This window comes from Cyanobium gracile UHCC 0281, from assembly GCF_034931305.1.
Classification (GTDB): Bacteria; Cyanobacteriota; Cyanobacteriia; order PCC-6307; family Cyanobiaceae; genus Cyanobium; species Cyanobium gracile_A.
Map to the genome: position 1 here is coordinate 1 of NZ_JAYGHY010000049.1, position 22,008 is coordinate 22,008.

The following is a 22,008-nucleotide window of genomic DNA, read 5'->3' on the forward strand; positions in this document are numbered from 1 at the left end:
GCCTCAGCCGCTTTCGGACTGCCACGGCACCGCCAGCAGCGCCTCCAGCGACTGCCAGCGGCTGCGATCGGGCGTCACGCGGTCACTGAGGCCCACGGCCTGGAGGGCGGCCCCCGCCGCAGCGAAGTCGGCGTCGAGACCCGCGTCCAACGGCAGCAGCAGCACCTGCTGCTCGGCCGGGTCGGCCATCACGCGCAGGTTCAGATCAGAAAGCTCCCGCTCGAAGAACAGCCGCCGCATCCGGGCCGTGAGTGCAGGACCCAGGGCCGCCGCGAACGCCTCCAGGGCTCTGACCTCGCCGGAGCAGCCACAGCTCAGCGCCAGCCAGATCATCAACTTGGCCCAGCTCTCGGCCGTCCACAGGGGCGGGAAGCTCTCGCGATGGCTGCGCACCAGCTCAGCGATCGCGAAGTCGAACAGGGTGCCCTGCAGGGAGGCCACCGATGGCAGGGGTTCCTGATGCATCCCTCCATCCTGACGACCAGGCGGCAAACTGCAGAAGCAACGTCCGTCCCTGGAGACGCCCGATGGCCCTCGATCTGAACGATCCTGAGCTCGAGTTCGCCGATCTCGTCACCGCCTACCAGAGCTGGGTGATGGCCGTGATCAACGACGAGAAGCTGGGGGGCGAGAAGCTCCTCACCGACGACATCGCCGACGACGCCCTCAACGCGATGCGTTTCCTGCCGGACGTGGTGACCAGCGCCATCGAAACCACCCTGGCGCGGGTCTACGACGTGGACCCCGACGAACTCGCCGAGCTGCTCTACCCGGAGGACTGAGCGGCGCGGGCCGCCGCCAGGGGTGCCCTCGGCAGCGAACACCCCTAGCCTCCCGGTGTGATTCCCTTCTGCCGCCGCTCCCTCACCCCACCCGCTCAGGGCCGAAGGACGCTGGCCTGCAAACTGTTGGCCGCCGGGTTGGCCATCCCTCTGGTGGTCTCCCTGGGGGGGTGCCAGCCGAACCGCACCAGGCCCGTGCTGCGCCCCCTCGGGGGCACCCTCTACATCGCCGTGGGGGTCAGCCAGGACGACATTGACTTCGAGCTACAGAAGGAGGTGAGGCAGCGCACGGCCGAACTCCAGGCCACGTTCCGCGCCCTCCAGCCGAAGGTGCGCCTCCAGGTGCAGGTCTTTGCTGAGCAAAGCCTGCGCAATGAACTCCGGATCCGCAACCGAACGGGCCTGAGTCCCGACCTGCTGCTGGTGAACCAGGCCACGGCCCGGGAGCTGGCCAGCGACCGGCTGATCAGCACCGTGAGGGTCCCGGCGGTGGTGCTCGATCAGCTGGATCCCGGCTCGGTGCAGAGGGTGCGGCGCCAGGATGGAAGCCTGATCGGCATCCCCATGGAGCTGCAGCCCCAGGTGGCCTGCTTCGATCGGCGCCGCATCAAGCGCAGCCCCGCGAACCTCGATGAGCTGCTGGCATTCAGCGCCAAGGGAATGGAGGTGGGCTTCTCCCTCGATGCGATGAATCTGGCCTGGACCCTGGGTCCGCTTGGGGCGATCAACGCGGTGAGCGACCTGCTGGCGGGGGAGCCAGCCACGCCGATGAGCCGACAGAGCCTGAATGGCTGGCTGCAGTGGCTGCGCCAGGCGGACGGGCAACAGCACGTCACCGTGTTTCCCTCCGAAACGGAGCTGCTGAAGGCACTGATCGGGGGTTCCCTCGACTGGATTCCCTGCCGCAGCATCAACATCACCCGGCTGCGATCACGCCTGGGCCAGAACCTGGGGGTGGCGGCCCTGCCCTCCGGGCCCTTCGGCGAGGCCAGCCCGATCACCCGGGAGCGGGTGCTCTCGTTCGGCGTCAATTCCAGTCCCGAGCAACGCCAGCTCGCCCTGGCCCTGGCCCGGTTCGCCGTCAGTCCCCTGCACCAGCGGGACCTGGTCCTGCGCAACAAGTACGTGCTGCCGGTGAACCTGGAGATTGCTCCGCCGGTGCAGAGTTCCTCCGTGGTCGCGGCCATGGTGGAGGGGCGCGACCAGAGCCTGCGAAGCGCCACGACCCGCCTGGATCAGGGCAGCAGCGAGAGCCAACGGGAGGGCTGGCAGGCGCTGCTCACCCGCTACCTCTTTGATGACCTGAGCCAGAAGGACGCCCTTGAGGGGCTGATCACCCTCCTGAGTGGCGGGAGGCAGCGATGAACCTGTTGCTGCAGGAGATCATCGGCTGGTTGGGCTACCTGCAGCGCAACGAGGTGCGCCTTCAGTTGCTGCTGCTGGCGGTGGTGTTCCTCGGCCATCGTGCCCTGCGCGGCCGGCTGGCCCGCCGCTTTCCCCTGGCAGGGCGACCGGAGGCGGTGATCCCCGTCCTGCTGAGCCTGCTGTCCCTGTCGTTGGGGCTCGGTGGCCTCCCCTATGGCCTGGTGCTGCTGGGGCTGCTGCTGTACCTGGGCTGGCTTGGCCTGGGAGGCCTGCACCTGCTGCTGGGCCGCTTCATCCAACCCGAACCGATGCGGCTGCTGGAGACGCGCCTGATCCGCCCGGCGTACCTGTTGGGCGCCGCATTGCTGGTGATCCGGGTGTTCGACAACCCCCAGGATCTGGCCATCATCCCGATCGGCGAGTGGTTCGGATCGTCGGTGAACCTGGGAAGCCTTCTGCTGGCGGTGGTGATCGTGTACGTGCTGGCCATGGGCACGGGACCACCGGCCCAGGGGATGGCCTGGCTGGTGCAGCGCAGCGTGGGCATCAGCAACGGCAGCCGCCGGGCTCTGGCCCTGATGATCCGCTATGTGGCGGTGGCGATCGGGATCGTCTGGGCCCTCGATCATGTGGGCTTCAATCGCACCGCGATCCTGGCGGTCGCCGGCGGCCTTTCGGTGGGCCTGGGCTTCGGCATCAAGGAAGTCTTCTCCAATTTTGTCAGTGGTCTGTGGCTGCTGTTCGAGGGTTCCGTGCGGCCTGGGGAGGTGCTCTTCATCGACGGCGATCCGTGCGAGGTGCGCAGCCTCGGCCTGCGGGCCGCCGTGCTCTGGCGCGACCGGGACAATGCCGAACTGGTGATCCCCAACCAGACGTTCTTCACCACCACCACCGTCACCTACACCGGCAGCGACACCATGCGACGCAGCCAGGTGCTGGTGGGTGCGGCCTATCGCCACGATCCCGCCGAAGTGCTCGCCCTGCTGGAAGCCACGGCCCGCAGCCTGCCCAGGGTGCTGGACAAACCCGCACCGAAGGGTCTGCTGCTCCGCTATGGCGATTCCTCCATCGACTACGCCCTGCGCTTCTGGATCGCCAATCCCATGGATAACGTCTCGATCTGCAGCGAGGTGCAGGCCGGAATCTGGCAGGCCTTCCGGGAGCGAGGCATCGAGATCCCCTTCCCGCAGCAGGTGCAGTATCGGGTGGAGGGTCCACCGAAGAGCTGAAGGCTGCATGCCCTGCCACAGCCCCAGGGCCATGGACTGCAGCTCTCCGCGCTGCCGGGGATGGCGGGCTCAAGGTTAGCCCATGCTGCCGGATTGCGTCCCTACGGCCATGGCCAGCGAGCGGTGGTGAGAGTACAGCCGCCGACACGAGAGCAGCGGCAATGAATAGGGACGGAGGGCGGGGAAAGCCGCACCTGGCCCAACTGGCGATCGCAGGCCCAAGTTGTACAATTTCGCCTAATACCAACCGCCATTGCATCATGCTCAAAGGTGCCGATCTGCTCGCCAAGGTGAAAGAGCTGGGAGACGCTTCAAAATCGGATCTGGTCCGCAGCTGCGGCTACGTGAGCACCAAGAAGGACGGCAATGAACGGCTGAACTTCACGGCGTTCTACGAAGCGCTTCTCGATGCCAAGGGGATCAACCTCGGCGACGGCGTGGGCAAGGCGGCCACCAAGGCCGGCCGTAAACTCGGCTATACCGCCAAGGTTCAGTTCAACGGCAACCTGCTGGTGGGCAAGGCCTACACCGCCATGCTGGGCCTCGAGCCGGGCGACGAATTCGAGATCAAGCTGGGTCGCAAGGCGATTCGCCTGGTGCCGGTGGGCGGCTCCGACGACGACGAGTGAACCGATCGTGAACCGCTGCTGGCTTGTGACGGAATGTGCAGGCCTGCGCTGTAGCCGTTACTGCTGATCTAGAACGATCTTGTGGAGCAGGGAGACCGATCAACTCCCCACTGCTTTCGCAAAGTAACCCCCTTGGGCCCGCCCTGAGGGGGTTACGCATTTGTGGGGACGGAACGGCCACCATGTGCCTTGGAATGCACACCAAGGGGGTTTCCGTCAATCAATCTGCAACCTTCTGTTACGTTTAGGACTGATGCGTGGTCTGACCCATGCCTTACCCCTCCACCCATTCCTCCGCAGCTCCCCACCCTGGCGGCTTCGTACAGCTGAGCAGCCGCCAGGGCGGCACCTACCAGGTCATCAGCATCGACGAAGAAACCGATAGCTGCTGGGTGCGGCGCTGGCCCCTGACTCGCCACGGATCCCCCGCCTTCTCCGTGGCCCTGCCGGACCTCCGTCCCCTGCAGACGACGGGCCGCTGAACCTTTTCCCCTTGCCCTGAAACGGAGCACTCCAATGATCCCGATGGGTTTCGTCGTCACCTCACGCCTCTTTTGCCGGGCCGGTCGCCTGGTGCTGCTGGCGGCTTCCCTGGCCCTGGTCGGCGAGGCCCTGGCCCACGCGGCCTCCTGACGGCAGGGGAGCCCGGGCAGCCTGGGTACCCTGAGCCGATGACGCTGGACATGACGGAGGGATCGACCCTGGTGGACCTGCTGCAGCTGCCGTTCATGCAGCGGGCCCTCCTCGGCGGGCTGTTGAGCGGCGCCCTCGGCGGCGTGCTCGGCAGTTTCGCGGTGCTGCGCCAGCTCTCCTTCTTCAGTGACGCCCTGGGCCATTCCGCCCTGCTCGGCATCACGCTGGGAATCCTGCTGGGCATCGATCCCACCCTGGTGCTGATCCCCTTTGCGGTGCTCTTCGCTCTGATGACCAACCAGCTGGTGCAACGCAGCCGCCTGCCGGCGGATGCCCTGCTGAACATCGTCTACTCCTCGTCACTGGCCATGGCCGTGGTGGCCCTGAGCCTGCTGCGGGTCTACAAGGGCGGCATTCAGCAGCTGCTCTTCGGCGACATCCTGGGAGTCACCTGGCTCGACCTCAGCCTGATCGGGGTCCTGCTGGTCGTCACCACCGGCTACCTCGCCCTCACCCGGCGCGACCAGGTGCTGCTCACCCTCGACGAACCGCTCGCCCGTTCCCGGGGGGTCGCCGTCTCCCTGCACCGGCTGCTGTTTCTGATCCTGCTGGCCGTGGTGGTGGCCATCTCCGTCAAGGCGGTGGGGGTGCTGCTGATCAGCGCCTTTGTGGTCATCCCCGCCTGCGCCTCTCGCCTGGTGAGCCGCCGCTTCGACACCTATGTGGTCCTGGCCGCCGGGCTGGGGGCCGCCTGTGCCGTGCTGGGCCTGCTGCTCTCGGCCGCCTTCGCCCTGCCGTCGGGCCCGAGCGTGGTGATCGCCCAGCTGGTGGGCTTCCTTACCGCCCTGGCACTGGCTCCATTCCGGGGAATGGCGGCGCCAGGTGGCCGGTCTTGACCCAGATCAGGCAACCGCTTTGGCTGAAGGGCGCATGGCGGCTACCGGGTGGGTTGCGCAACCAGGTGCCCGCCGGATAGGCACCCTGTTCGTCCTCGAACACCCCGTCGAGCACGAAGATCTCCTCGCCCCCGAGATGGGCGTGGAGATGGAAGCGGGTGTCCGGCTGCCAGAGCACCAGGGCCACCTGTTCGCTCCCGAAGCCGTGCAGGGGCAACACGGTGAGGCCTGCGACCAGACCAGGCACGAAGGCTGAGCGCCGGGTGTCGATCACGACCCGCGTCTGGTCGGCGGGATCCATCTGCCGCAGTTTCACCAGAATGGTGCAACCGGTTGCACTGAAGGGGGCATGGGCGGAGCCGACCGGGTTGCGCACGTAGGTGCCCGGGCCGTAGTCGCCGTGCTCGTCGGAAAAGACACCCTCCAGCACAAGGAACTCTTCGCCACCGCCGTGGTGATGGGGGGAAAAGCGGCTGGCGGGGGCATAGCGGACCAGCGAGGTGGCCCGGGCGACCTCGCCGCCGTCGCGCTCCAGCAGGCGCCGCTCCACCCCGGCCAGGGGCGACGGGAGCCAGGGCAGAAGGTCGCTATGGAGAACGGCACGCCGGCTGAGATCGGCATGGAGCTTGGTAAGGGATGGGGAGATCGACATCGCTCAGATGGAACTGGTGAGCACCACAGGGCCGCTGGGCGCCTGGCTGGTGGGGTCGCCCTCGATGCTGACGCTGACGCTGGTGGCCTGGCTGGTGGGGGCGAGGGGGATGGGCATGGCCACCTGCCCGCTGGCATTGGGGACGAAATGCACGCAACCGACGGTCCGCCCGGCCACGCTGGCCCAGAGCCGGTAGGTGTGGTGGGGCGGCAGCGGCGGCAGGTCGTTGAGCATCAGCATGTTGTGGGTGGGGTTACCGGTGACCAGCACCTCCCCCGAAGCCCGCTGGCCGGGTTGCACCGCCAGAAGGGGCATCATCCGCCTTTGGCTCACGGGTGCCGGCGCCAGCTGGCGCTGCAGAACGGCCAGTTGCTGACGGGTCTGGTGCAGCTCACCGCCCAGCAGCAGCAGGCCGGTGGCCAGCAACGCAGGCATCAGCCAGGGCCAGCGTGGCTCGGGCTGAGGGCGGTGTTGCAGGAGGCGCCGGCGCAGGCCGGCGGGAGGCAGCGCCGTGGCCGGCAGCGCCAGGGGCAGCAGTTCCAGGGTGGTGCTGAACTCCTTGAGGCGGCCACGCAGTTCTGGGCGCTCCCGCAGCAGGACGGACAGCTGCTCCCGCTCCTCCTCCTCCAGATCCCCCAAGGCATGGCCGGCCAGAAGGGCGTCGATGCCGGAGAAGCCGGGTGTGGTCGTGGCGTGGGTGTTCATGGGTTGGCGGGCGAATCGTGGAGCAGGGCACGCAGGCGGATCAGGCCCTGGCGGGCACGGGTTTTGACAGTGCCGAGGGGCAGCTCCAGCAGCGCGCCGATCGCCGACTGGCTCAGACCTTCGTAGTAGGCCATCTCCAGCACCTGCCGCTGGTTGGCGGGGATGGCCGCCAGGGCGGCGCGGACTCTCTCCGCCAGATCCTCGGCCTCGGCACTTTCGTGGGGCGTGGACACGGCCGCAGGGAACAGGTGCTCCGACCAGCGTTGCATCAGCTGCCAGCGGTTGGCGCGCTGGTTGATGCGATTGATCGCCATCGAGCGCGTCATCAGCAGCAGGTAGGCCAGCACAGGACCACGGGCAGGGTCGTAGCCCCCCTGCTGCCGATAGCGAAGGAAGACATCGTGGGTGAGGTCTTCCGCCTCGTGGCTTGAGCGGCAGAGCCGCAGCGCCAGGCGGTACACCGGACCGCTGCAGCTGTCGTAGACCTCCTCCAGGTCGTGGTCAGCGCCGAGGCTGTCGCCGAGGTGGCCCCGCAGCCGCGGACGGCGGGGGGGGGCATCGGCGTCGGAGGAATTCAAAACCAAGGTGGCATCCGGTTGGGTTCCCGTTCCTCTGGTACCGGTGAAGGCCCCGATCGGATGGGTCTGCGCCAGCGACTGGCGAACACGCCGGCCAGCACCAGGGCCGAACCGGCCAGGACCGGGCCGCTCAGGGGCTCCCCCAGCAGCAGGGCGGCGCTGAGGACCGCCACCACCAGGGCCAGGGAACCCCAGAGGGAGACAACCGCCACGCTGCAGCTGCGGTAGGCCCGGCGCAGCGCCAGTTCCCGGCCCAGGGAGAGGGACAGGGCATAGACGCCGATCACGCCCACCACCCACCAGAGGCGCAGCAGGAAGAAATGATGCGGTCCGAACAGCACCAGGGCGATGACCCCGAACACCAGGGCGGACAGCAGGGTGGGCACCCCGATCCCCACCGCCGCCGGCCAGCCCCGGGCGGCCATGCTGCGGCCGGTGACGGCCGAGCCGGCAAAGGCCAGCACCCCCACCAGGGCCCAGGCGATGCCGGCGGCTTCATCCATGCGGCCGGCATCGACGGCCATGGCGCCCTGGGGCAGCAGCAGGCCGGCACCGATCAACGCCAGGCTGAGCCAGAAGCCGGGAGGCAGGGCCTCCCCCAGCCGCCAGCGGGCCAGCAGGGCCGAGACGGGCAGCACCAGCGCGAACAGCAGGGTCTGGCTGATCACCGACAGGGATTCCAGCGCGAAGTAATAGGCCACAGGCCCCAGGAACAGCCCCAGGGCGGCATTGAGAGCCAGCAGACGCCGATCGGCCGGCCCCTGCAGCGCCAGATCAGCCACCAGGGTGCGCCGCCCGGGCAGCAGGGCCGCCAGACCCACCGTGAGCTGGGCCAGGAAGAACACGTTGCAGAAGCTGATCGGGTTCTCGCCCCGCACCAGATGCCCCTGGCCGAAGACCTGCAGGCCCTTCAGGACGGTGGCATCCAGCCCCCGCAACAGCACGTAGAGCCCCAGCGGCAGCAGCGCCCGGACCCGTGACGGCATTGGCGGCGCGTGCGGGAGCGGGGGCGGCAATCCGATGGGGGGCCTCATCGGTACACAGCCAAGGCAGGGGCTGTTGCGCACCATCGCACGGTTTCTCGCTCCTCACACCCGCTCCTTCCACCATGTCCCCCCTCAACGGTTCCCTGCTGCGCCGCAGCGTCCTGACCGTGGTCACCGCCTCGGCCCTCTCGACCATGGCCCTCCACGCCGAGCCCCTCAGCCGACCGTTCAGCGACCGCACCGTGCCCGCCATCACCGCCCAGATGAAACCCAAGGGCATGGCCATGGCCCAGGGCAGCTTCCGCAAGGCAGAGGCTCCCGTCAGCGGCGGCTTCTCGATCAGCGAAGAGGGCGGCAAGACGGTGCTCACCCTCAGCGGCGACTTCAAGACCAACGACATGGCCCCGGATCTGTGGGTGGCCTTCAGCCCCTCCGCCACACCGCTGGCCATGAGCAAGGCCCCTGCCTACCCCCTCAAGCCCGGCACCTACACGCTGCTGACGAAGCTCCAATCCAGCAAGGGCGCCCAGAGGTACGTCATCCCCGCCTCGATCGATCTGAAGGCCCAGAAATCGGTGCTGATCTGGTGCCAGAAGTTCAACGCCACCATGGCCTGGGCTCCCCTCAAGCCCTGAACAACGGCGTCGCCGCATCAACACGCCGCCGGCCGGCGGCCACCTCCTCACCCGCGAAGGTCACTGCGATGCCGAAGCCGACCGTCCTGCCTGGACGTCCACAGCCGCGGGAGCTGCTCGAACGTCTTGTGGCCGGGATGGCCGCCGGCACGATCGTCAGCTTCTCCGCCGTCTCGATCGTCCAGGCGATCGCTGGCCCCAGAGGGGAGGCCAGGCCCGCACCTGGCCTCAACGGCACCCTGGCGGGCGCGGGGCTCGGTGCCCTCGCCGCGCTGGCCCTGACCCGCCCGCGCCCCTGGTCAGCGACGGACCCTGCCCAGGGGGTTGAAGCCAGCGGCGGCACGGGCCCGCAAGGGTGGGCGGACTGGCGGCCCTTCCGGGTGGCGCGCAAGGTGAAGGAAAGCGAGGAGATCACCTCCTTCCATCTGGAGCCGCTCGACGCCCAACCCCTGCCCGATTTCAGGCCGGGCCAGTTCCTGACCCTCCGTCTGGAGATTCCCGGGGCAGGCGCTCCGGTCATCCGGACCTATTCGCTCTCCGACTATCCCCGGCCAACGGCGGGCTCCCACCACGCCTAACGACTGTCCATCAAGCGGGAAGCCGCCCCGACAGGCCAGCAGGTGCCACCGGGGGTGGCCTCCAACTTCCTGCATGACCACATCCAGGAGGGGTCGATCCTCAAGGTCAGGCCCCCCAACGGCAGTTTCGTGCTCGATCCCAGCCCCACCGACCCGGTGGTACTGCTCAGCAATGGGGTCGGCATCACGCCGATGATGGCGATGTTGAAGGCGGTTGCCGTCCACAACCCCGCTCGCAAGATCTGGTTCTTCCATGGCGCCAGGGATGGGCGCGTCCATGCTTTCCGCCAGGAAGTGGCGATGACGGCCCGGGGGATGGAGGGTCTGACGATCCATTACGTCTACAGCAGGCCGCAACCAGAGGATCAGGGACATTTCCACAGCCAGGGCTACGTGGATGTCCCCCTGATCCGCTCCCTCGTCCGGGATGAAGCCGACTACTTCCTCTGCGGTTCCCCAGCCTTCATGACCTCGATCCGTGCCGGATTGAAGGCGGAAGGTGTGCCGGAGGAACGCGTCAGATTCGAGATGTTCAGCCAACCTCCACGGGCTGCGGCGACAACGCCAGCGGGTGAAGCCGACGCTGCCCTGCCTGGGTCGCTGGCGGCCACGGTGACCTTCGCCCGCTCAGGCCGAACCGTGGAATGGCAAGGGGATCACGACAACCTGCTGGCCTTCGCCGAGGCCCATGGACTGCGTCCCGACCACAGCTGTCGCGCCGGAATCTGCGGCACCTGCGCATGCAGACTCCTGGAAGGTGATGTGATCGATGCGGAGCCACCGACCGCGTCTGTGGCTCCCGGTTCGGTGCTGATCTGCATCTCCCGGCCCGGATCCGCCAAAATCAGCCTGGATCTGTAGGGCCGGATTCAGATGCGGCTGGAGAGCACCATCGGCCCCTTCGGCTCCTTTCCCATGGGGTCGGCTTCCACACTCACGCTCACGCTGGTGGCCAGGCTGGTGGGCTGGGGGGGGATCAACATCGCCACGTGCCCCTGGGCCGTCGGCACGAACGCGACACATCCCACTGTCTTGCCGCCCACGTTGGCCCACAACCGATAGGTCTGGTGGGGAGGCAACGGCGGCAGATCATTGAGCATCAGCACGTTGTTGGTCGGGTTGCCGGTCACCATCACTTCGCCCGATCCCGGCCTGCCGGGATCAAGGGACTCCAGGTTCATGCGGCGGCTCACCGGCACTACGGCAGCCGTTGATGGCTGAACTTGACGCTGGATCTGGGCCAGTTGCTGGCGGGTCTGGTGGAGCTCGACACCCAGCCCCAGCAGGGCCGTCCCCAGCAGGGTGGGCCACAGCCAGCCGGGGAAGGAGGGGCCTTCAGGGGCCTGCTGGCGCCGCTGGGTGCCCTGGCCGCTGATCAGCCTCCGGCGCAACCGCTCTGGGGGCGCCACGGTTTGGGGCAGGGCCAGGGGCAGCAGTTCGAGCGTGGTGCGGAATTCATTCAGACGCTGCTCAAGCTCGGGCTGCTGACGCAGCAAGCCCGCCAGCTGCTCCCGTTCCGCCTCATCCAGATCGCCCAGGGCATGACCCGCCATCAGGGCGTCGAAGCTGCCATCCGCAGGCACATCGTCGGGATTCATGGGTCGCTCGACCGACAGGACCATGGATTGGGCATGGTTGCACTCCGCTGAGGCCCCTGCAGGGTGGTTTCAACAGGTCTACCAGCGAGAGGCCTGAATGGATCTGCTTTGGTCTCCCTGCGCCGGTCCGCTCCTAGCCTCTGGAGCTTCCGGAGCCGGGTCCCTGACGTTCCTGTTCTCCTTCCTCCGCCACCGCTCCCGATCGCCCCGGCTGGCGCTGGGCCATCAACGCAGCCCCTGGCTCAGCCTTCGGCGCCAGTTTCCAGTCCGTCGAAGTCACATCGCCCTACAGCCTGGGCCTGGCGGGAGGGCAGAGAATCGTCGGCCTGTTGACCAACGCCATGGTCACGGGCCTGTTCTTTCTGCGCTTCACCCAGGTGGATGCGCCGCTGCGCTTCAGTCGCCACCTTTGCCTGAGCACCTGGCCCGATGGCCATCTGAGCTGCCGCTTCGTGACCCGGGATCCCAGCTACTGGCTGAAGGTGTCCTACGCGATGGTCCTGTTCCTGGATGAGGAGGTCGAACCGGGGGTGTGGCAACGGCGCGTCCATCCCCTGGCGCTGCTGAACACGACAACGCCCCAGCTGCATGTCACCGCCGTGCTGAGCCATCGCCTGACCCCGGCCAGTCCCCTGGTGCAGCTTGGGCTTGCGGCGATCACGGCGGCCGGCGGAGCCCTAATGGTGCTGGTGGAGGGAACCGACGAGGTGACGGGGTCGCCCCTGTTGCAGGTGCATCACTACCGGATCGAGGACATTCTCGAAGGGCAGCGGTTCACGGATCTGGTGTCCATCGACGGCAGCGGCCGGCGCTCGGTCGACCTCGACGCCCTGGACCGCACCCAGCCGCTGCGGGAGTCAGCCCAATCCAATCTGGAGCTTCACCTGTAAAGACGGCATGGAGGGTTCGTGCGGCCTGCCGCCACGGCTTCTTCCTCCTCCCACGCGTCGTCGTCCCCATGTCCCGTTCTTTCAGCACCTTCGTCCGTAACGGTGCGGTGGCCGTGCTCACCACCTCGGCCCTCTGCGGCCTCAGCGTGCAGGCCGAACCCCTCACCCTGCCGTTCAGCGACCGCAGCGTGCCCGCCATCACCGCCCAGATGCAACCCAAGGGCATGGCGATGACCCAGGGCAGCTTCCGCAAGGCCGAGGCTCCCGTCAGCGGCGGCTTCTCCATCCACGAAAAAGACGGCAAGACGGTGCTCACCCTCAGCGGCGACTTCAAGACCAACGACATGGCCCCCGACCTCAAGGTGATCTTCAGCCCTTCGGCCACACCCCTGGCCGCCACCAAGGCCCCCGGCTTCCCCCTCAAGCCCGGCAGCTACACGGTGCTGGCGAAGCTCCAATCCAGCAAGGGCGCCCAGAGCTACGTCATCCCCGCCTCGATCGATCTGAAGGCTCAGAAATCGGTGCTGATCTGGTGCCAGAAGTTCAACGCCACCATGGCCTGGGCTCCCCTCAAGCCCTGAGCCACGACGCCTCAGCCCACTGACCGCTGGAACGCCGAAACGATGCGGTGTTCACCCTCCCCACCATGGTCCTGCCCCTTCTGGCCTATCTCGCGGGCCTGCTGACCATCCTCAGCCCCTGCATCCTGCCGGTGCTGCCCTTCCTGTTCAGCCGGGTGGGGCATTCCTTCCGGCGCAGTGCTCTGCCCCTTCTGGCCGGCATGGCACTGACCTTCGCCGCCACGGGAAGCCTGGCGGCCCTGGGCGGCGGCTGGGTGGTGCAGGCCCACCAGTGGGGGCGGATGGCAGCCCTGGCCGCGCTGGCCCTGTTCGGGCTCGCGCTGCTGTGGCCAGCCCTGGCGGAGGTCCTCAGCCAGCCGCTCGTGAAGCTGGGCGCCGGGCTGTCCCGGCGCTCCGATCGGGCCCAACAGCGGGGCGAGGCCGTCGGCGCCTCGGCCCTGCTGGGGGTGGCGGTGGGGCTGCTCTGGGCCCCGTGCGCAGGGCCCATCCTGGGGCTGATCCTCACCGGAGCGGTCCTGCAGGCTGGCAGCACCGGCACCGCCCTGTTGCTGCTGGCCTACGGCCTGGGTGCTGCCACCTCCCTGGCGGTCGCCCTCCTGGCCAGCGATCGACTGGCCGCGGCCCTGAAGCGCACACGCGGGGCCGGCCTCTGGATGCGGCGCGGGCTGGGGGCCGCCGCGTTGGCGGCGGTGGGGGTGAGCGCCCTGGGTCTGGAGCAGGCCTCCTTGGCCGGCTGGGCCCTGGCCGACACCAACCGGCTTGAGCAGGCCCTGCTCAGCCGGATCCCGGCCGCTGATCCCGGCGGGACGAGCGCTCCAGCCATCAGCCGCCTGCCGGTGCTGGGCACGCTGCCGCCCTTTCCGAAGCGGGCCACCTGGCTGAATTCGCCCCCCCTCAGCCGCGACCAGCTCTGGGGGAAGGTGGTGCTGGTGGACATCTGGACCTACTCCTGCATCAACTGCCTGCGCACCCTGCCCCACGTGCGGGCCTGGGCCAGCAAGTACAAGGACCATGGCCTGGTGGTGATCGGCGTTCACACGCCGGAGTTCGCCTTCGAGCATGACCTCGGCAACGTACGAGCCGCCGTCCGCCGGCTGGGCCTCACCTATCCGGTGGTGATCGACAACGACTTCGCCATCTGGAAGTCCTTCCGCAACACCTACTGGCCGTCGTTTTATTTCATCGATGGCCAGGGGCGCATCCGGCATAGGCATTTCGGAGAAGGCGCCTACGACACCTCCGAACGCACGATCCAGGAGCTGCTGCGTGAAGCCGGCCAGAAGGACGTGCCCACCGGACTGGTGCGGCCCTGAGGGCCGGGTTCTTGCTCAGAGCCCGGCGAACCACTCATAGCCCTTGTCCTCCCAGGTGCCCAGCCGTTCGCCCAGGCCGGTGATCAGTTCGAGGCCGGTGACCCACTTGCTCTGCTTGTAGCCGAGCTTGATGGGGCTGGCGAGGCGCACCGGAGCGCCGTTGGCCAGCGGCAGCGGCGCTCCGTTCATGTGGGTGGCGAGCAGGGTCTGGGGATGCAGCGCGGAGGCCAGATCCCAGGTTTCGAAGTATTGATCGGCCGATCGGATCGCCAGATAGGCGCCCAGGGGAGAAGGGCCGGCCAGGGCCAGCACATCGGCCAGCCGCGGTCCCGACCAGGCGACGATCGCCGCCCAGCCCTCCACGCAGACGTGGCGGATGACGCACTCCTGCTGGGGCAGCGCGGCCAGGGTCGCCAGATCCAGCTGCAGCGGACGGCTCACCACCCCGTTGACGGCCAGCCGGTAGCTGCCAGGCGCCATCTCGGGCGTGCCGTTGAAGCTGTTGACCAGCAGGGCAGCGGGCTCCACCTGGCTGCGGCGGAATTCGGGCAGCCTGCGCTTCCCCTGGAGCAGCGCCTCGATCCGTTCGTTCAGCGGCTGGGTGGCCTCCCCCACCGTCTCGCTCCAGCCGTTGAGGGCACAGCCTCCGAGCAGCAGGGAGGAACCGCCACCGAGCAGCAGGCCCAGGGACCGGCGGCGACTCAGGGGGTCGGAGGGATCAGCCATCTCAGGGGACCATCGTTCAGAGGAGCCGCGTCAGAGGACCATCGCCCGCAGCAGCCGCAGGCCTCCCACCCGCCAGGAGAGCACCACATGCGCCACCACCAAAAGGCCCATGACGGGGATGGTGGCCAGGTGGCACACCCGCAGCGTCTGCCAGCTGGAGTGACCAGCCGGCTCGGCGAAGGCGAACAGCGACACCAGCCACCCCAGCTGGGCCGGTTTGTACATGGCCAGTCCTGTGATCAGGCTGAAGGCCAGCACGATCAGCATCAGGGTGTAGGTGATCCGGTGGCTGGCCAGGCGCCGCCGGGGGGGGCTGACGCTGGCGCGCAGGGTGTCCAGATCGCCGCTGCCGGCGAGGCGCCGATGGCGCCGGCGCAGCAGCAGACCGATCCAGAGCCCCAGGTTGGCGGCGTACAGACCCATGACAGCGAAGTGCCAGTCGCGGCCACCGGCCAGCCAGCCGCCCAGGGTGAACATCTCCGGCACGGTGGCCCCCTCACGACCGCCGAAGACCGGATTGGCGTTGTAAATCTCCAGCCCGCTGGCGGCCATCAGCAGGAGCAGCAGCAGGTTGAAACCATGGAAGGCCCGGGTCCAGATGGGACTGGGGCCTCGGGCAGGGGAGGGGGACGTGGCGATCACTGACGGGCGCGTTCAGGACCCGGCACCAGTCTGATGGATGCCTTGGTGACCGCTGCCACGCGGTTATCAGAGGCGGATCGCGACAATGATCCAGACGTCTGTGCCCCGGTGGCCTGAGATGACCCCCCGGGCCAATCCATCGACGGCCGAAGGCCGACCCCTTCCTGAAGCCACGATGGATTCCTCTGCTGCTCGCCGCTGGCTGGGGCAGCTGCGGGCCTCACTGCAGGGCGAGCGGGAGCGAGGCAGGGCCTACCAACCGAGGTTCACCCGCCACCACCTGACCTTTTCCTGGCTGGGGGCCCTGCTCTCGCTCGGCCTGCTCGGTGGCCTCAGCGCCTGGAGCGGCTACCTGCTGATGGCCGCTCCGCTGGGGGCCTCCTCGGTGCTGCTGTTCGGCCATCCCCGCAGTCCCCTGGCCCAGCCCCGCAACATCGTGCTGGGCAACGGAGTGGCGGGGGTGATCGCCTGGCTGGTGGTGAGCGGCGGCTGGGACGGCGTCTGGGGGGTGGCCCTGGCGGTGGGACTCACGATCGTGGTGGGACAGCGGTGCCGCTGCCTGCATCCGCCCGCCGGTGGGGTGGCCTTCCTCGGGGTGTTCCTCAAGGCGGGCACGGGATTCGTCCTGTTCCCGGTGCTGTCCGGATCCGTGCTGCTGGTGCTGCTGGCCTGGTTGTTCAGCCGAGGGGTGAAAGGCGCCTCCACTTACCCGGTGCACTGGCTCTGATCAAAGGCCTCCGGGCAACCAACAAGCCTCAGGCCGTCTGGAGCTGATCCAGCTGCTGCTGCAGGCGCTGCTTCATGCGTTTCTGCACCAGGTCGCAGAGCTCCTCCACCAGCTCGGTGTCGGCCCTGTAGATGAGGCGAACCCCATCCCGATCGCAGGTCACCAGACCAGCCCGCTGCAGCTGGGACAGCTGGCGGCTGATGTGGGACTGGCTGAATCCGGTGGCCTCGATCAGGAAGGCGACATCGGCCGAACCCTGGCGCAGGTGGCAGAGCAGCTGGAGCCGGGCCGGTTCACTCAGCAGGCGGAAGAACTGGCTGAACTCCTCCAGCAGTTCGGGACTGGGAATGGAACCGGGGCCGGCAACGCCCATGACGGAAGGTTATGTCGCTAGAGGAATTATGCAGGGTTTCCCCGGCCTTGGTGGGGGCCAGAACGGTTCCGCAATAGAGCCGACCTCTGCAGCGGCCTGCAGCGCCGTCGCTGCCACTCTTTCGTCGTTGTATGCGTGTATAGTCATAATTGCCCATGCAGGTTGCTTCGATGGCCTCAGCCCCCTCAGTTCCCCATGCCGCTGTTGCCGGCGGGGCGCCTGCCTGGGGCCGGGTGCACCCTTGAGTGCCACCCTTCTGCTGCTGATGGCCGCCGGCGGTGGCCTGATCGGCTTCCTGCTGGCGGTGCTCGGGGCCGGAGGATCGATCCTGCTGCTGCCCCTGTTGATCAGCGGCGCCGGGCTGCCCACCCGTGAGGCCGTACCGCTCTCGCTGCTGGCGGTGACCCTGCTGGCGGTGGCCAATGCCGGCCCCTACCTGCGGCGACGCCAGGTGGCACCGCGGCCCGCCCTGATCCTGGGGGTGCCGGCCCTGGCGGGCAGCTGGATCGGAGGCACGCTGGTGAAGCATGGCCTGATCCCCGAGCCCGTGCAGCTGGGGGTGTTCGCCGCCGCCGCCCTGGTGGCCGCCTGGTTGCTCTCCCGCCGCCCCACCGGCACACAGACCGCCCGGGCGCCCCGGTCGGGGGGATCGCCGCTGGCCCTGGCGGGCCAGGGGGTGCTGGTGGGCCTGCTCACTGGCATCGCCGGCGTGGGCGGCGGCTTCGCCATCGTGCCCGCCCTGGTGCTGCTGGCCGGTCTGCCGATGCCCCTGGCCAGCGGCACCAGCCTGGTGCTGATCGCCACCAACAGCCTGGTGGCCCTCGCCGCCCTGGGTCACTGGCCGGCAGCGGGCCTGCCGCTGCTGGGGCCCCTGGTGGTGGGTGGGCTGCTGGGGGCGATCGGCGGCCAGGCGCTGGCCCCCCGCCTGTCGGATCGGCACCTTCGCCAGGGCTTCGCCGCCCTGCTGGTCGGTTCGGCCCTGCTCACGGGAGCCGAAGCCTTCCAGCGCCAGCGCACCACCAGTTCCGCCGTCCCCTCCCCCCCCACCGTCCCGCAGCAGCGATGACCACCCCCCTCCTGTTCCAGTTCCGCCTGCAGAGCCGCCACGGGGCCGCCGGCGACAGCCTCAGCGTCGACTTCCGCAACGGCGACCAGGAACCCTGGCAGCCGCTGGAGCCCAGCCTGCAGACCCCCGGCTTCCGGCTCTTCCTGCTGTCGCTGCTGCTCTGCCAGCACCACTATCTGGTGGCCAACGCCCTCGAGCGGCACCTGCCCCTGGCGGCGGTGGACGGGGTGCTCAGCGTGACCGCCTCCGCCGACTGGATGATCGAGGCGGTGAACGGCACCTTCCAGGTGCGGCTGGAGGCGGCCGATGGGGCGCCGACGCCCGAGTTGGATGAGCCCAGCCGGGCCTTTCTGGAGCGTCGCATGAAGGTCTGTCCGGTGTCGCGGAATCTGCCCGGTACGGTGACCAAATCGATCGTGGTGCAAGCGGCGGGATGATCCGGGCGTACGACCCTGCCGACTGGCCAGAGGTGTGGGCGGTGCTGGAGCCGGTGTTCCGGGCCGGCGAAACCTTCCCCCACGACCCGGCGATCGGCAGCGACGCCGCCCGGCAGGCCTGGGTGGAGACCGCCGCCGCCACCTTCGTGGCCACCGATACGAATGGTGCCATCGTGGCCACCTATTACCTGCGCCCTAACCAGCCCTGCCTCGGCGCCCATGTGGCCAACGCCGGCTATGTGGTGGCGGAGGCCGCCCGGGGCCGGGGAGTGGGGCATGCCCTGTGCCGCCACTCCCAGGAGGAAGCCCTGCGGCGGGGCTTCACAGCGATGCAGTTCAACCTGGTGGTGGCCACCAATGCGGCCGGGGTGGCGGCCTGGACCAGCAACGGCTTCCGCAGCATCGGCCGGCTGCCGGGGGCCTTCCGCCATCCCCGCCTGGGGGAGGTGGACGCGCTGGTGATGTTCAAGACGCTGGCCTGAACGTCAAGGGCTCGGGTGTTGCTGGCAGGGCATCCAGAGGGAGCCCATGGGGTGAGCCCCGTCGCAGCCGAGTTCCTTCGCCTTCCTCAGGGCTTCTTCGCGGCTGGGGTAGGCGTAGATGTTCTTGTGGCCGGCGTTGTGATCGTGAACCTGCCCGCCCTGGGACCCCAGGCGGTAGGGCCCCATCCCCTCCATGCCCACCCACCACACACCCATCACGTTCACTCCGGCGATCAGGATGCCCATGCCCACCACGGAGGCATTGATCACCCCCATGGCCACGGCGCCGAAGCTCAGCACCCCCATCGGCACGACGCCGATGCTGATCACCCCCATGGGGACGATGCCGATTGAAATGATGCCCAGGGGGGCAATGCCGATGGCGAGGATCTTGGGCTTGCCACCGCAGGCCGGCTGAGACGAGTCGGAGGAAGGCTCGGGCTGAACGGGGTACGGCATCAGTGCGGGGCGGGGCTGGACGTCCCGCCGGTCGCTTCACCGTGGCTGGCGCAGGGCATCCATTGATGGCCCATCTTGTGGGCCCCCGTGCAGTTGAAGTGCTTCGCGGCGGCTTCGGCCTCGGCTTTGGTGGCGAACACCGCCTTCTGGGGCCCGTGGCCGGGGTGCTGTGCGAGGACGGGGTCCTCGCTGAGACCTGCCAGCAGACCGGAGACGGCGGCCAGGGCGCTGAGAAACGGGCGACGGCGCGTCACGGCCCATCCTGAAACGACAATCAATCTGGCAGAGGGGACCTCAGGGATTGTCGTAGCTCGGCACGGTCCCCCTCAGCCAGGAAAGATGACGCCTCTCTATCCCGTCCCAGGCGGCGGCTCGCCGTGTCTTCGAAAAGCACTCCAACGCTTCGAAGGAACGCCAGCACTGCACCAGCCCCACACCGCGCCAGTAGAGGATCGTCTGGGCGGTGGAACGGCCGGGGAAGATGGGGCTCATGGGGGGCGCCAGCTGTCAAAGTGTGCCCGCCTCCAGCTGGTGGAGATAGAGGAACTCAGGGGATTCGACGCCGGCCTGCCGACGAATCTCCACCAGCTGGGGGGACTCGAAGAACGCCTTCGCCTTGGCAATCGAATCCCAGCGGGAGAAGTGCACCACTTTGTTGGGGTCGCTCCCGTCACGGAGCACCTGGAACGACCGCTCGCCAGCGTCACGGCGCAGGGTGGCCGCCGCGTCGAACACCGTCTTCCAGGCCCCATAGTCACGTACGGCGTGGATGATCAGAACATGGTCCAAGGATTCACTCCAGGGGATGGCGATGACAGGCCTGCTCCTGCGCCGCCTGCACACCAAGGGTCAGATACGCCACCAGATGCTTGCCGTTGATGTCATCGATGCTGCTGAGCTTGCTGTGGCATCGCCCCTTGCCAGCGCCGTCAAGATGAGCCAAGGAGTCGGCGATGGAAGCGCCGCAACTCAATGCAACCCAGACATGCTGCTTGTACGCCAATACACCGCCAAACGGTAGATCATCCGATACGAACAGACGGGCGCTGACGGCTCTGGCTGCCATCAGGATCTGCCTGGCCACAGGTGTCACTTCACCACTGTAGGAGCGGCCGACGGGGAGAGAACGGGCAGCGCTGCAATGACAGCGGCAAGGCAGCCCCGATGGCGCAGGAGGCGACGGCACCCACACCAGCGCAGTGGTCAGCCTCGTTGGCTGATCCTGCAGCCCGGGATCAAGCCTGGCGGGCCAGGCCCACCACACGCCTGCCACAGAGGATCGCTCCAAAACCGGTCACATACATCAGCAGGCTGTAGACCGCTGCAGGCACCGCCATGTCGGGATTGTTGAGCAGGCCAGCCGTGATGGCAATCGCCAGGGTTCCATTCTGAATCCCCACCTCAATGGCGATGCACACCTGCTGGGCCAGGGGCAGGCGGAACAGCTTTCCTGCCAGTAAGCCCACCAGCATGGCCAGCAGGTTGAGCAGCACAATGGCGAGTCCCACCTGCGCCAGAAACCCGGGCAGCTTGCTGCCCTCACGGATCAGCAACAGCAGGATGATCAGCGCCAGGAGGCCCGCGGCCATGCGGCCCATCTGTCTTTCGAGGCGGCGGGCCGGCCTTGGCCAGCGGTGACGGATGGCCATCCCGATCGCCGTCGGCACCAGGGTGATCAGAACGATCTGCAGCATCGTGGTCCCTACCGGCAGGGCAATCGCCGCCCCTTCCCCCAGGAACCGCTGCAGGGCCAGGTTGGTGAACAGCGGAATGGTGATGACGGTGACGATGCTGCTGACGGCCGTCAGTGTCACCGACAACGCCACATCCCCCCGGGCCAGGTAGGTCATGAGGTTTGAAGACGGCCCGCCCGGGCAGACAGCCACGACCACCAGACCCACCGCCATCGCCGGCTCCATGGGAACGGCCAAGGCGATCAGTGCCCCCAACAGCGGCAACAGAAGGGTCTGGCAGACGGTGCCCACCGCAACCGCCCTGGGATAGCGCGTGATGCGCGAGAAGTCTTCGGGCACCAGGCTGAGGCCCATGCCCAGCATGACGATGGCCAGAGCCAGCGGCAGCAGGACAACCGTGAACAAGCTGCTCTGCATCAGCGTCTCGCCATGGCCTGAATCACCGTCGCCCTGATTCTCACCCGCGCGAAGCGCGGCAGGGACACCAGGATCGGCCGGGCGATGCCGATGCCCTGGAGTTCCGCCAGCGCTGCTCCGGTGATGGTGGGGAACTCAGCGCCGGACGCAGGCCGCGAAGCGACCCATCAACGACCTGGCAGGGCGTAATGCAGCTCAGCCAGACCAGAGCCGATCTGGCGCACCGACAGCAACCGCCAGGGTGGGTTGGTCACCCGGCGGGGAAAGAGCGGCTTGCCCTGGCCAAGGGTGACCGAACCGATCTGGATGATGGCCTCATCCAGCAGACCGGCATCATGAAACTGCACGGCAAGGGCCCCGCCGCCGGCAATCCAGATGTTCTTCCCCGCCGCCACCTCCAGCATCGTTGGATGGACGTCCTTGACATTGCCCTGGACGAAGCGGATATCAGCGCCATCAATGCCAGGAAGCTCACGGTGGGTGAACACCCAGCAGGGCTGGGAGAAGGGCCAAGGAGACCCCGAATCCTCCACAACTTTGTCGGAATGGCGCAGCATCCATTCATAGGTTGAGGCTCCCATGGCAATTGCGCCAACCTGGGCGATGAAGGTCGGAAAGCCTGCTTCCTTGACATCGCCGAGGGGGAACAGCCACTCCAAGGAGTCATCCTCGGTGGCAACGAAGCCATCAAGGCTGGAGGCGGTGTAGTACTGCGTCGTCATGGTGCTGGTGAGACGCTGGGCCGGCTGAGGTGGCCTGACGCTAGGAGCTCGCAGCCCGGCAGCCGGTGCGTCTGCCCAGGGGCCCCTGACGTGACCCCCATCAGTGGTCCAGTTCCTATGAGAGCTGGTGGGGTGATCAGGCCGCTTTCCATTGCTGGAGGACTTCCAGTGGCGTACGCCCCTGAAGAGCCGAATGCGGTCTGTAGGTGTTGT

The 22,008-nt window shown here is 68.0% G+C and carries 32 protein-coding genes; 16 read left to right on the plus strand and 16 right to left on the minus strand.

The window, feature by feature from the left end; translation table 11 throughout:
• Positions 1-3: 3 nt before the first annotated feature.
• Positions 4-465 (minus strand): protein phosphatase, encoded by a 462-nt coding sequence (locus VB739_RS12580; RefSeq protein ID WP_323357395.1) that lies wholly within the window; start codon positions 463-465, stop codon positions 4-6.
• Between the two features lie 62 nt (positions 466-527).
• Here VB739_RS12580 and VB739_RS12585 point away from each other — a divergent pair, with 62 nt between their 5' ends.
• The 6 genes from VB739_RS12585 (at position 528) to VB739_RS12610 (ending at position 5,534) form a co-directional block, all read left to right on the plus strand.
• Positions 528-782, plus strand: coding sequence for a hypothetical protein (locus VB739_RS12585; protein ID WP_216906524.1), 255 nt, complete (start codon positions 528-530; stop codon positions 780-782).
• A gap of 138 nt (positions 783-920) precedes the next feature.
• Entirely contained in the window at positions 921-2,147 is a 1,227-nt protein-coding gene (locus VB739_RS12590; protein WP_323357396.1) for an extracellular solute-binding protein, read from the plus strand.
• Positions 2,144-3,376, plus strand: a complete 1,233-nt coding sequence (locus tag VB739_RS12595; RefSeq protein WP_323357397.1) for a mechanosensitive ion channel family protein — start codon at positions 2,144-2,146, stop codon at positions 3,374-3,376. Before VB739_RS12590 ends, VB739_RS12595 begins: the two co-directional genes overlap by 4 nt.
• 260 nt (positions 3,377-3,636) lie before the next feature.
• Positions 3,637-4,005 (plus strand): AbrB family transcriptional regulator, encoded by a 369-nt coding sequence (locus VB739_RS12600; RefSeq protein WP_015110192.1) that lies wholly within the window; start codon positions 3,637-3,639, stop codon positions 4,003-4,005.
• A gap of 269 nt (positions 4,006-4,274) precedes the next feature.
• A complete protein-coding gene (locus VB739_RS12605; protein WP_323357398.1) occupies positions 4,275-4,487 on the plus strand; it encodes a hypothetical protein in 213 nt (70 codons plus the stop codon).
• Between the two features lie 201 nt (positions 4,488-4,688).
• Positions 4,689-5,534, plus strand: coding sequence for a metal ABC transporter permease (locus VB739_RS12610; RefSeq protein WP_323357399.1), 846 nt, complete (start codon positions 4,689-4,691; stop codon positions 5,532-5,534).
• Here VB739_RS12610 and VB739_RS12615 read toward each other — a convergent pair.
• The 4 genes from VB739_RS12615 to VB739_RS12630 are packed head-to-tail and all read right to left on the minus strand — an operon-like array spanning position 5,476 to position 8,455.
• A complete protein-coding gene (locus tag VB739_RS12615) occupies positions 5,476-6,186 on the minus strand; it encodes a cupin domain-containing protein (protein WP_323357400.1) in 711 nt (236 codons plus the stop codon). The genes VB739_RS12610 and VB739_RS12615 overlap by 59 nt on opposite strands.
• Positions 6,187-6,189: 3 nt before the next feature.
• Positions 6,190-6,891, minus strand: a complete 702-nt coding sequence (locus VB739_RS12620) for an anti-sigma factor (protein WP_323357401.1) — start codon at positions 6,889-6,891, stop codon at positions 6,190-6,192.
• Positions 6,888-7,475, minus strand: a complete 588-nt coding sequence (locus VB739_RS12625; RefSeq protein ID WP_323357402.1) for a sigma-70 family RNA polymerase sigma factor — start codon at positions 7,473-7,475, stop codon at positions 6,888-6,890. The genes VB739_RS12620 and VB739_RS12625 overlap by 4 nt, the downstream gene beginning before the upstream one ends.
• A complete protein-coding gene (locus tag VB739_RS12630) occupies positions 7,466-8,455 on the minus strand; it encodes a DMT family transporter (protein ID WP_323357403.1) in 990 nt (329 codons plus the stop codon). The genes VB739_RS12625 and VB739_RS12630 overlap by 10 nt, the downstream gene beginning before the upstream one ends.
• Before the next feature lie 122 nt (positions 8,456-8,577).
• On the opposite strand from VB739_RS12630, the gene VB739_RS12635 reads away from it, so the two are divergent.
• From VB739_RS12635 to VB739_RS12645, 3 genes are all read left to right on the plus strand, one after another.
• Entirely contained in the window at positions 8,578-9,090 is a 513-nt protein-coding gene (locus tag VB739_RS12635; protein ID WP_323357404.1) for a DM13 domain-containing protein, read from the plus strand.
• Between the two features lie 68 nt (positions 9,091-9,158).
• Positions 9,159-9,668, plus strand: coding sequence for a hypothetical protein (locus VB739_RS12640; RefSeq protein ID WP_323357405.1), 510 nt, complete (start codon positions 9,159-9,161; stop codon positions 9,666-9,668).
• A gap of 54 nt (positions 9,669-9,722) precedes the next feature.
• Positions 9,723-10,529 carry an iron-sulfur cluster-binding domain-containing protein gene (locus VB739_RS12645; RefSeq protein WP_323357406.1) on the plus strand — a complete coding sequence of 269 codons (807 nt, stop codon included), beginning with the start codon at positions 9,723-9,725 and terminating at the stop codon, positions 10,527-10,529.
• A gap of 8 nt (positions 10,530-10,537) precedes the next feature.
• Here the strand turns inward: VB739_RS12645 and VB739_RS12650 are convergent, their stop codons facing one another.
• Positions 10,538-11,290 (minus strand): anti-sigma factor, encoded by a 753-nt coding sequence (locus VB739_RS12650; RefSeq protein WP_323357407.1) that lies wholly within the window; start codon positions 11,288-11,290, stop codon positions 10,538-10,540.
• Between the two features lie 305 nt (positions 11,291-11,595).
• Here VB739_RS12650 and VB739_RS12655 point away from each other — a divergent pair, with 305 nt between their 5' ends.
• The 3 genes from VB739_RS12655 (at position 11,596) to VB739_RS12665 (ending at position 14,050) form a co-directional block, all read left to right on the plus strand.
• Positions 11,596-12,156 carry a hypothetical protein gene (locus VB739_RS12655; RefSeq protein WP_323357408.1) on the plus strand — a complete coding sequence of 187 codons (561 nt, stop codon included), beginning with the start codon at positions 11,596-11,598 and terminating at the stop codon, positions 12,154-12,156.
• A gap of 68 nt (positions 12,157-12,224) precedes the next feature.
• The gene (locus VB739_RS12660; protein ID WP_323357409.1) at positions 12,225-12,737 is read left to right on the plus strand and encodes a DM13 domain-containing protein; all 513 of its coding nucleotides are present in this window, start codon (positions 12,225-12,227) and stop codon (positions 12,735-12,737) included.
• Between the two features lie 65 nt (positions 12,738-12,802).
• Positions 12,803-14,050 carry a cytochrome c biogenesis protein DipZ gene (locus VB739_RS12665; protein ID WP_323357410.1) on the plus strand — a complete coding sequence of 416 codons (1,248 nt, stop codon included), beginning with the start codon at positions 12,803-12,805 and terminating at the stop codon, positions 14,048-14,050.
• 15 nt (positions 14,051-14,065) lie between these two features.
• On the opposite strand, the gene VB739_RS12670 is transcribed toward VB739_RS12665, so the two are convergent.
• Both VB739_RS12670 and VB739_RS12675 read right to left on the minus strand, forming a co-directional pair.
• Positions 14,066-14,776, minus strand: a complete 711-nt coding sequence (locus tag VB739_RS12670; RefSeq protein ID WP_323357411.1) for a molybdopterin-dependent oxidoreductase — start codon at positions 14,774-14,776, stop codon at positions 14,066-14,068.
• A 30-nt stretch (positions 14,777-14,806) separates the two neighbouring features.
• Positions 14,807-15,418 (minus strand): cytochrome b/b6 domain-containing protein, encoded by a 612-nt coding sequence (locus VB739_RS12675; RefSeq protein WP_323357412.1) that lies wholly within the window; start codon positions 15,416-15,418, stop codon positions 14,807-14,809.
• A 175-nt stretch (positions 15,419-15,593) separates the two neighbouring features.
• On the opposite strand from VB739_RS12675, the gene VB739_RS12680 reads away from it, so the two are divergent.
• Positions 15,594-16,145 (plus strand): HPP family protein, encoded by a 552-nt coding sequence (locus VB739_RS12680; protein WP_323357413.1) that lies wholly within the window; start codon positions 15,594-15,596, stop codon positions 16,143-16,145.
• Between the two features lie 28 nt (positions 16,146-16,173).
• Here the strand turns inward: VB739_RS12680 and VB739_RS12685 are convergent, their stop codons facing one another.
• On the minus strand, positions 16,174-16,518 hold the full coding sequence (locus VB739_RS12685; RefSeq protein WP_323357414.1) for a metalloregulator ArsR/SmtB family transcription factor: 345 nt from the start codon (positions 16,516-16,518) through the stop codon (positions 16,174-16,176).
• Positions 16,519-16,783: 265 nt separating this feature from the next.
• Between VB739_RS12685 and VB739_RS12690 the strand changes: the two genes are divergently transcribed.
• The 3 genes from VB739_RS12690 to VB739_RS12700 are packed head-to-tail and all read left to right on the plus strand — an operon-like array spanning position 16,784 to position 18,503.
• Positions 16,784-17,584 carry a sulfite exporter TauE/SafE family protein gene (locus tag VB739_RS12690; protein WP_416233335.1) on the plus strand — a complete coding sequence of 267 codons (801 nt, stop codon included), beginning with the start codon at positions 16,784-16,786 and terminating at the stop codon, positions 17,582-17,584.
• The gene (locus VB739_RS12695; RefSeq protein ID WP_323357416.1) at positions 17,581-18,021 is read left to right on the plus strand and encodes a hypothetical protein; all 441 of its coding nucleotides are present in this window, start codon (positions 17,581-17,583) and stop codon (positions 18,019-18,021) included. The genes VB739_RS12690 and VB739_RS12695 overlap by 4 nt, the downstream gene beginning before the upstream one ends.
• Positions 18,018-18,503, plus strand: coding sequence for a GNAT family N-acetyltransferase (locus VB739_RS12700; RefSeq protein WP_323357417.1), 486 nt, complete (start codon positions 18,018-18,020; stop codon positions 18,501-18,503). Before VB739_RS12695 ends, VB739_RS12700 begins: the two co-directional genes overlap by 4 nt.
• A gap of 3 nt (positions 18,504-18,506) precedes the next feature.
• Here the strand turns inward: VB739_RS12700 and VB739_RS12705 are convergent, their stop codons facing one another.
• The 7 genes from VB739_RS12705 to VB739_RS12735 form a co-directional block, all read right to left on the minus strand.
• Positions 18,507-18,962 (minus strand): hypothetical protein, encoded by a 456-nt coding sequence (locus tag VB739_RS12705; RefSeq protein WP_323357418.1) that lies wholly within the window; start codon positions 18,960-18,962, stop codon positions 18,507-18,509.
• Positions 18,962-19,216: a hypothetical protein gene (locus VB739_RS12710; RefSeq protein WP_416233334.1), complete on the minus strand. Its 255-nt coding sequence runs from the start codon at positions 19,214-19,216 to the stop codon at positions 18,962-18,964. The genes VB739_RS12705 and VB739_RS12710 overlap by 1 nt, the downstream gene beginning before the upstream one ends.
• 40 nt (positions 19,217-19,256) lie before the next feature.
• Positions 19,257-19,454: a hypothetical protein gene (locus tag VB739_RS12715; RefSeq protein ID WP_323357419.1), complete on the minus strand. Its 198-nt coding sequence runs from the start codon at positions 19,452-19,454 to the stop codon at positions 19,257-19,259.
• 15 nt (positions 19,455-19,469) lie between these two features.
• The gene (locus VB739_RS12720; RefSeq protein ID WP_323357420.1) at positions 19,470-19,751 is read right to left on the minus strand and encodes an antibiotic biosynthesis monooxygenase; all 282 of its coding nucleotides are present in this window, start codon (positions 19,749-19,751) and stop codon (positions 19,470-19,472) included.
• A gap of 4 nt (positions 19,752-19,755) precedes the next feature.
• Positions 19,756-20,046: a hypothetical protein gene (locus VB739_RS12725; RefSeq protein ID WP_323357421.1), complete on the minus strand. Its 291-nt coding sequence runs from the start codon at positions 20,044-20,046 to the stop codon at positions 19,756-19,758.
• 151 nt (positions 20,047-20,197) lie between these two features.
• The gene (locus VB739_RS12730) at positions 20,198-21,073 is read right to left on the minus strand and encodes a bile acid:sodium symporter family protein (RefSeq protein WP_323357422.1); all 876 of its coding nucleotides are present in this window, start codon (positions 21,071-21,073) and stop codon (positions 20,198-20,200) included.
• 167 nt (positions 21,074-21,240) lie between these two features.
• A complete protein-coding gene (locus VB739_RS12735; RefSeq protein WP_323357423.1) occupies positions 21,241-21,795 on the minus strand; it encodes a dihydrofolate reductase family protein in 555 nt (184 codons plus the stop codon).
• Between the last annotated feature and the right edge of the window lie 213 nt (positions 21,796-22,008).

Coding starts and splice junctions, on each gene's coding strand:
- VB739_RS12700 (WP_323357417.1), top strand. CDS start 18,018: ATGATCCGGGCGTACGACCCTGCCGACTGGCCAGAGGTGTGGGCGGTG.
- VB739_RS12640 (WP_323357405.1), top strand. CDS start 9,159: ATGCCGAAGCCGACCGTCCTGCCTGGACGTCCACAGCCGCGGGAGCTG.
- VB739_RS12665 (WP_323357410.1), top strand. CDS start 12,803: ATGGTCCTGCCCCTTCTGGCCTATCTCGCGGGCCTGCTGACCATCCTC.
- VB739_RS12650 (WP_323357407.1), bottom strand. CDS start 11,290: ATGGTCCTGTCGGTCGAGCGACCCATGAATCCCGACGATGTGCCTGCG.
- VB739_RS12615 (WP_323357400.1), bottom strand. CDS start 6,186: ATGTCGATCTCCCCATCCCTTACCAAGCTCCATGCCGATCTCAGCCGG.
- VB739_RS12695 (WP_323357416.1), top strand. CDS start 17,581: ATGACCACCCCCCTCCTGTTCCAGTTCCGCCTGCAGAGCCGCCACGGG.
- VB739_RS12730 (WP_323357422.1), bottom strand. CDS start 21,073: ATGCAGAGCAGCTTGTTCACGGTTGTCCTGCTGCCGCTGGCTCTGGCC.
- VB739_RS12680 (WP_323357413.1), top strand. CDS start 15,594: ATGGATTCCTCTGCTGCTCGCCGCTGGCTGGGGCAGCTGCGGGCCTCA.
- VB739_RS12610 (WP_323357399.1), top strand. CDS start 4,689: ATGACGGAGGGATCGACCCTGGTGGACCTGCTGCAGCTGCCGTTCATG.
- VB739_RS12685 (WP_323357414.1), bottom strand. CDS start 16,518: ATGGGCGTTGCCGGCCCCGGTTCCATTCCCAGTCCCGAACTGCTGGAG.
- VB739_RS12600 (WP_015110192.1), top strand. CDS start 3,637: ATGCTCAAAGGTGCCGATCTGCTCGCCAAGGTGAAAGAGCTGGGAGAC.
- VB739_RS12690 (WP_416233335.1), top strand. CDS start 16,784: ATGGCCGCCGGCGGTGGCCTGATCGGCTTCCTGCTGGCGGTGCTCGGG.
- VB739_RS12605 (WP_323357398.1), top strand. CDS start 4,275: ATGCCTTACCCCTCCACCCATTCCTCCGCAGCTCCCCACCCTGGCGGC.
- VB739_RS12630 (WP_323357403.1), bottom strand. CDS start 8,455: ATGCCGTCACGGGTCCGGGCGCTGCTGCCGCTGGGGCTCTACGTGCTG.
- VB739_RS12620 (WP_323357401.1), bottom strand. CDS start 6,891: ATGAACACCCACGCCACGACCACACCCGGCTTCTCCGGCATCGACGCC.
- VB739_RS12705 (WP_323357418.1), bottom strand. CDS start 18,962: ATGCCGTACCCCGTTCAGCCCGAGCCTTCCTCCGACTCGTCTCAGCCG.
- VB739_RS12715 (WP_323357419.1), bottom strand. CDS start 19,454: ATGAGCCCCATCTTCCCCGGCCGTTCCACCGCCCAGACGATCCTCTAC.
- VB739_RS12585 (WP_216906524.1), top strand. CDS start 528: ATGGCCCTCGATCTGAACGATCCTGAGCTCGAGTTCGCCGATCTCGTC.
- VB739_RS12660 (WP_323357409.1), top strand. CDS start 12,225: ATGTCCCGTTCTTTCAGCACCTTCGTCCGTAACGGTGCGGTGGCCGTG.
- VB739_RS12580 (WP_323357395.1), bottom strand. CDS start 465: ATGCATCAGGAACCCCTGCCATCGGTGGCCTCCCTGCAGGGCACCCTG.
- VB739_RS12670 (WP_323357411.1), bottom strand. CDS start 14,776: ATGGCTGATCCCTCCGACCCCCTGAGTCGCCGCCGGTCCCTGGGCCTG.
- VB739_RS12595 (WP_323357397.1), top strand. CDS start 2,144: ATGAACCTGTTGCTGCAGGAGATCATCGGCTGGTTGGGCTACCTGCAG.
- VB739_RS12735 (WP_323357423.1), bottom strand. CDS start 21,795: ATGACGACGCAGTACTACACCGCCTCCAGCCTTGATGGCTTCGTTGCC.
- VB739_RS12635 (WP_323357404.1), top strand. CDS start 8,578: ATGTCCCCCCTCAACGGTTCCCTGCTGCGCCGCAGCGTCCTGACCGTG.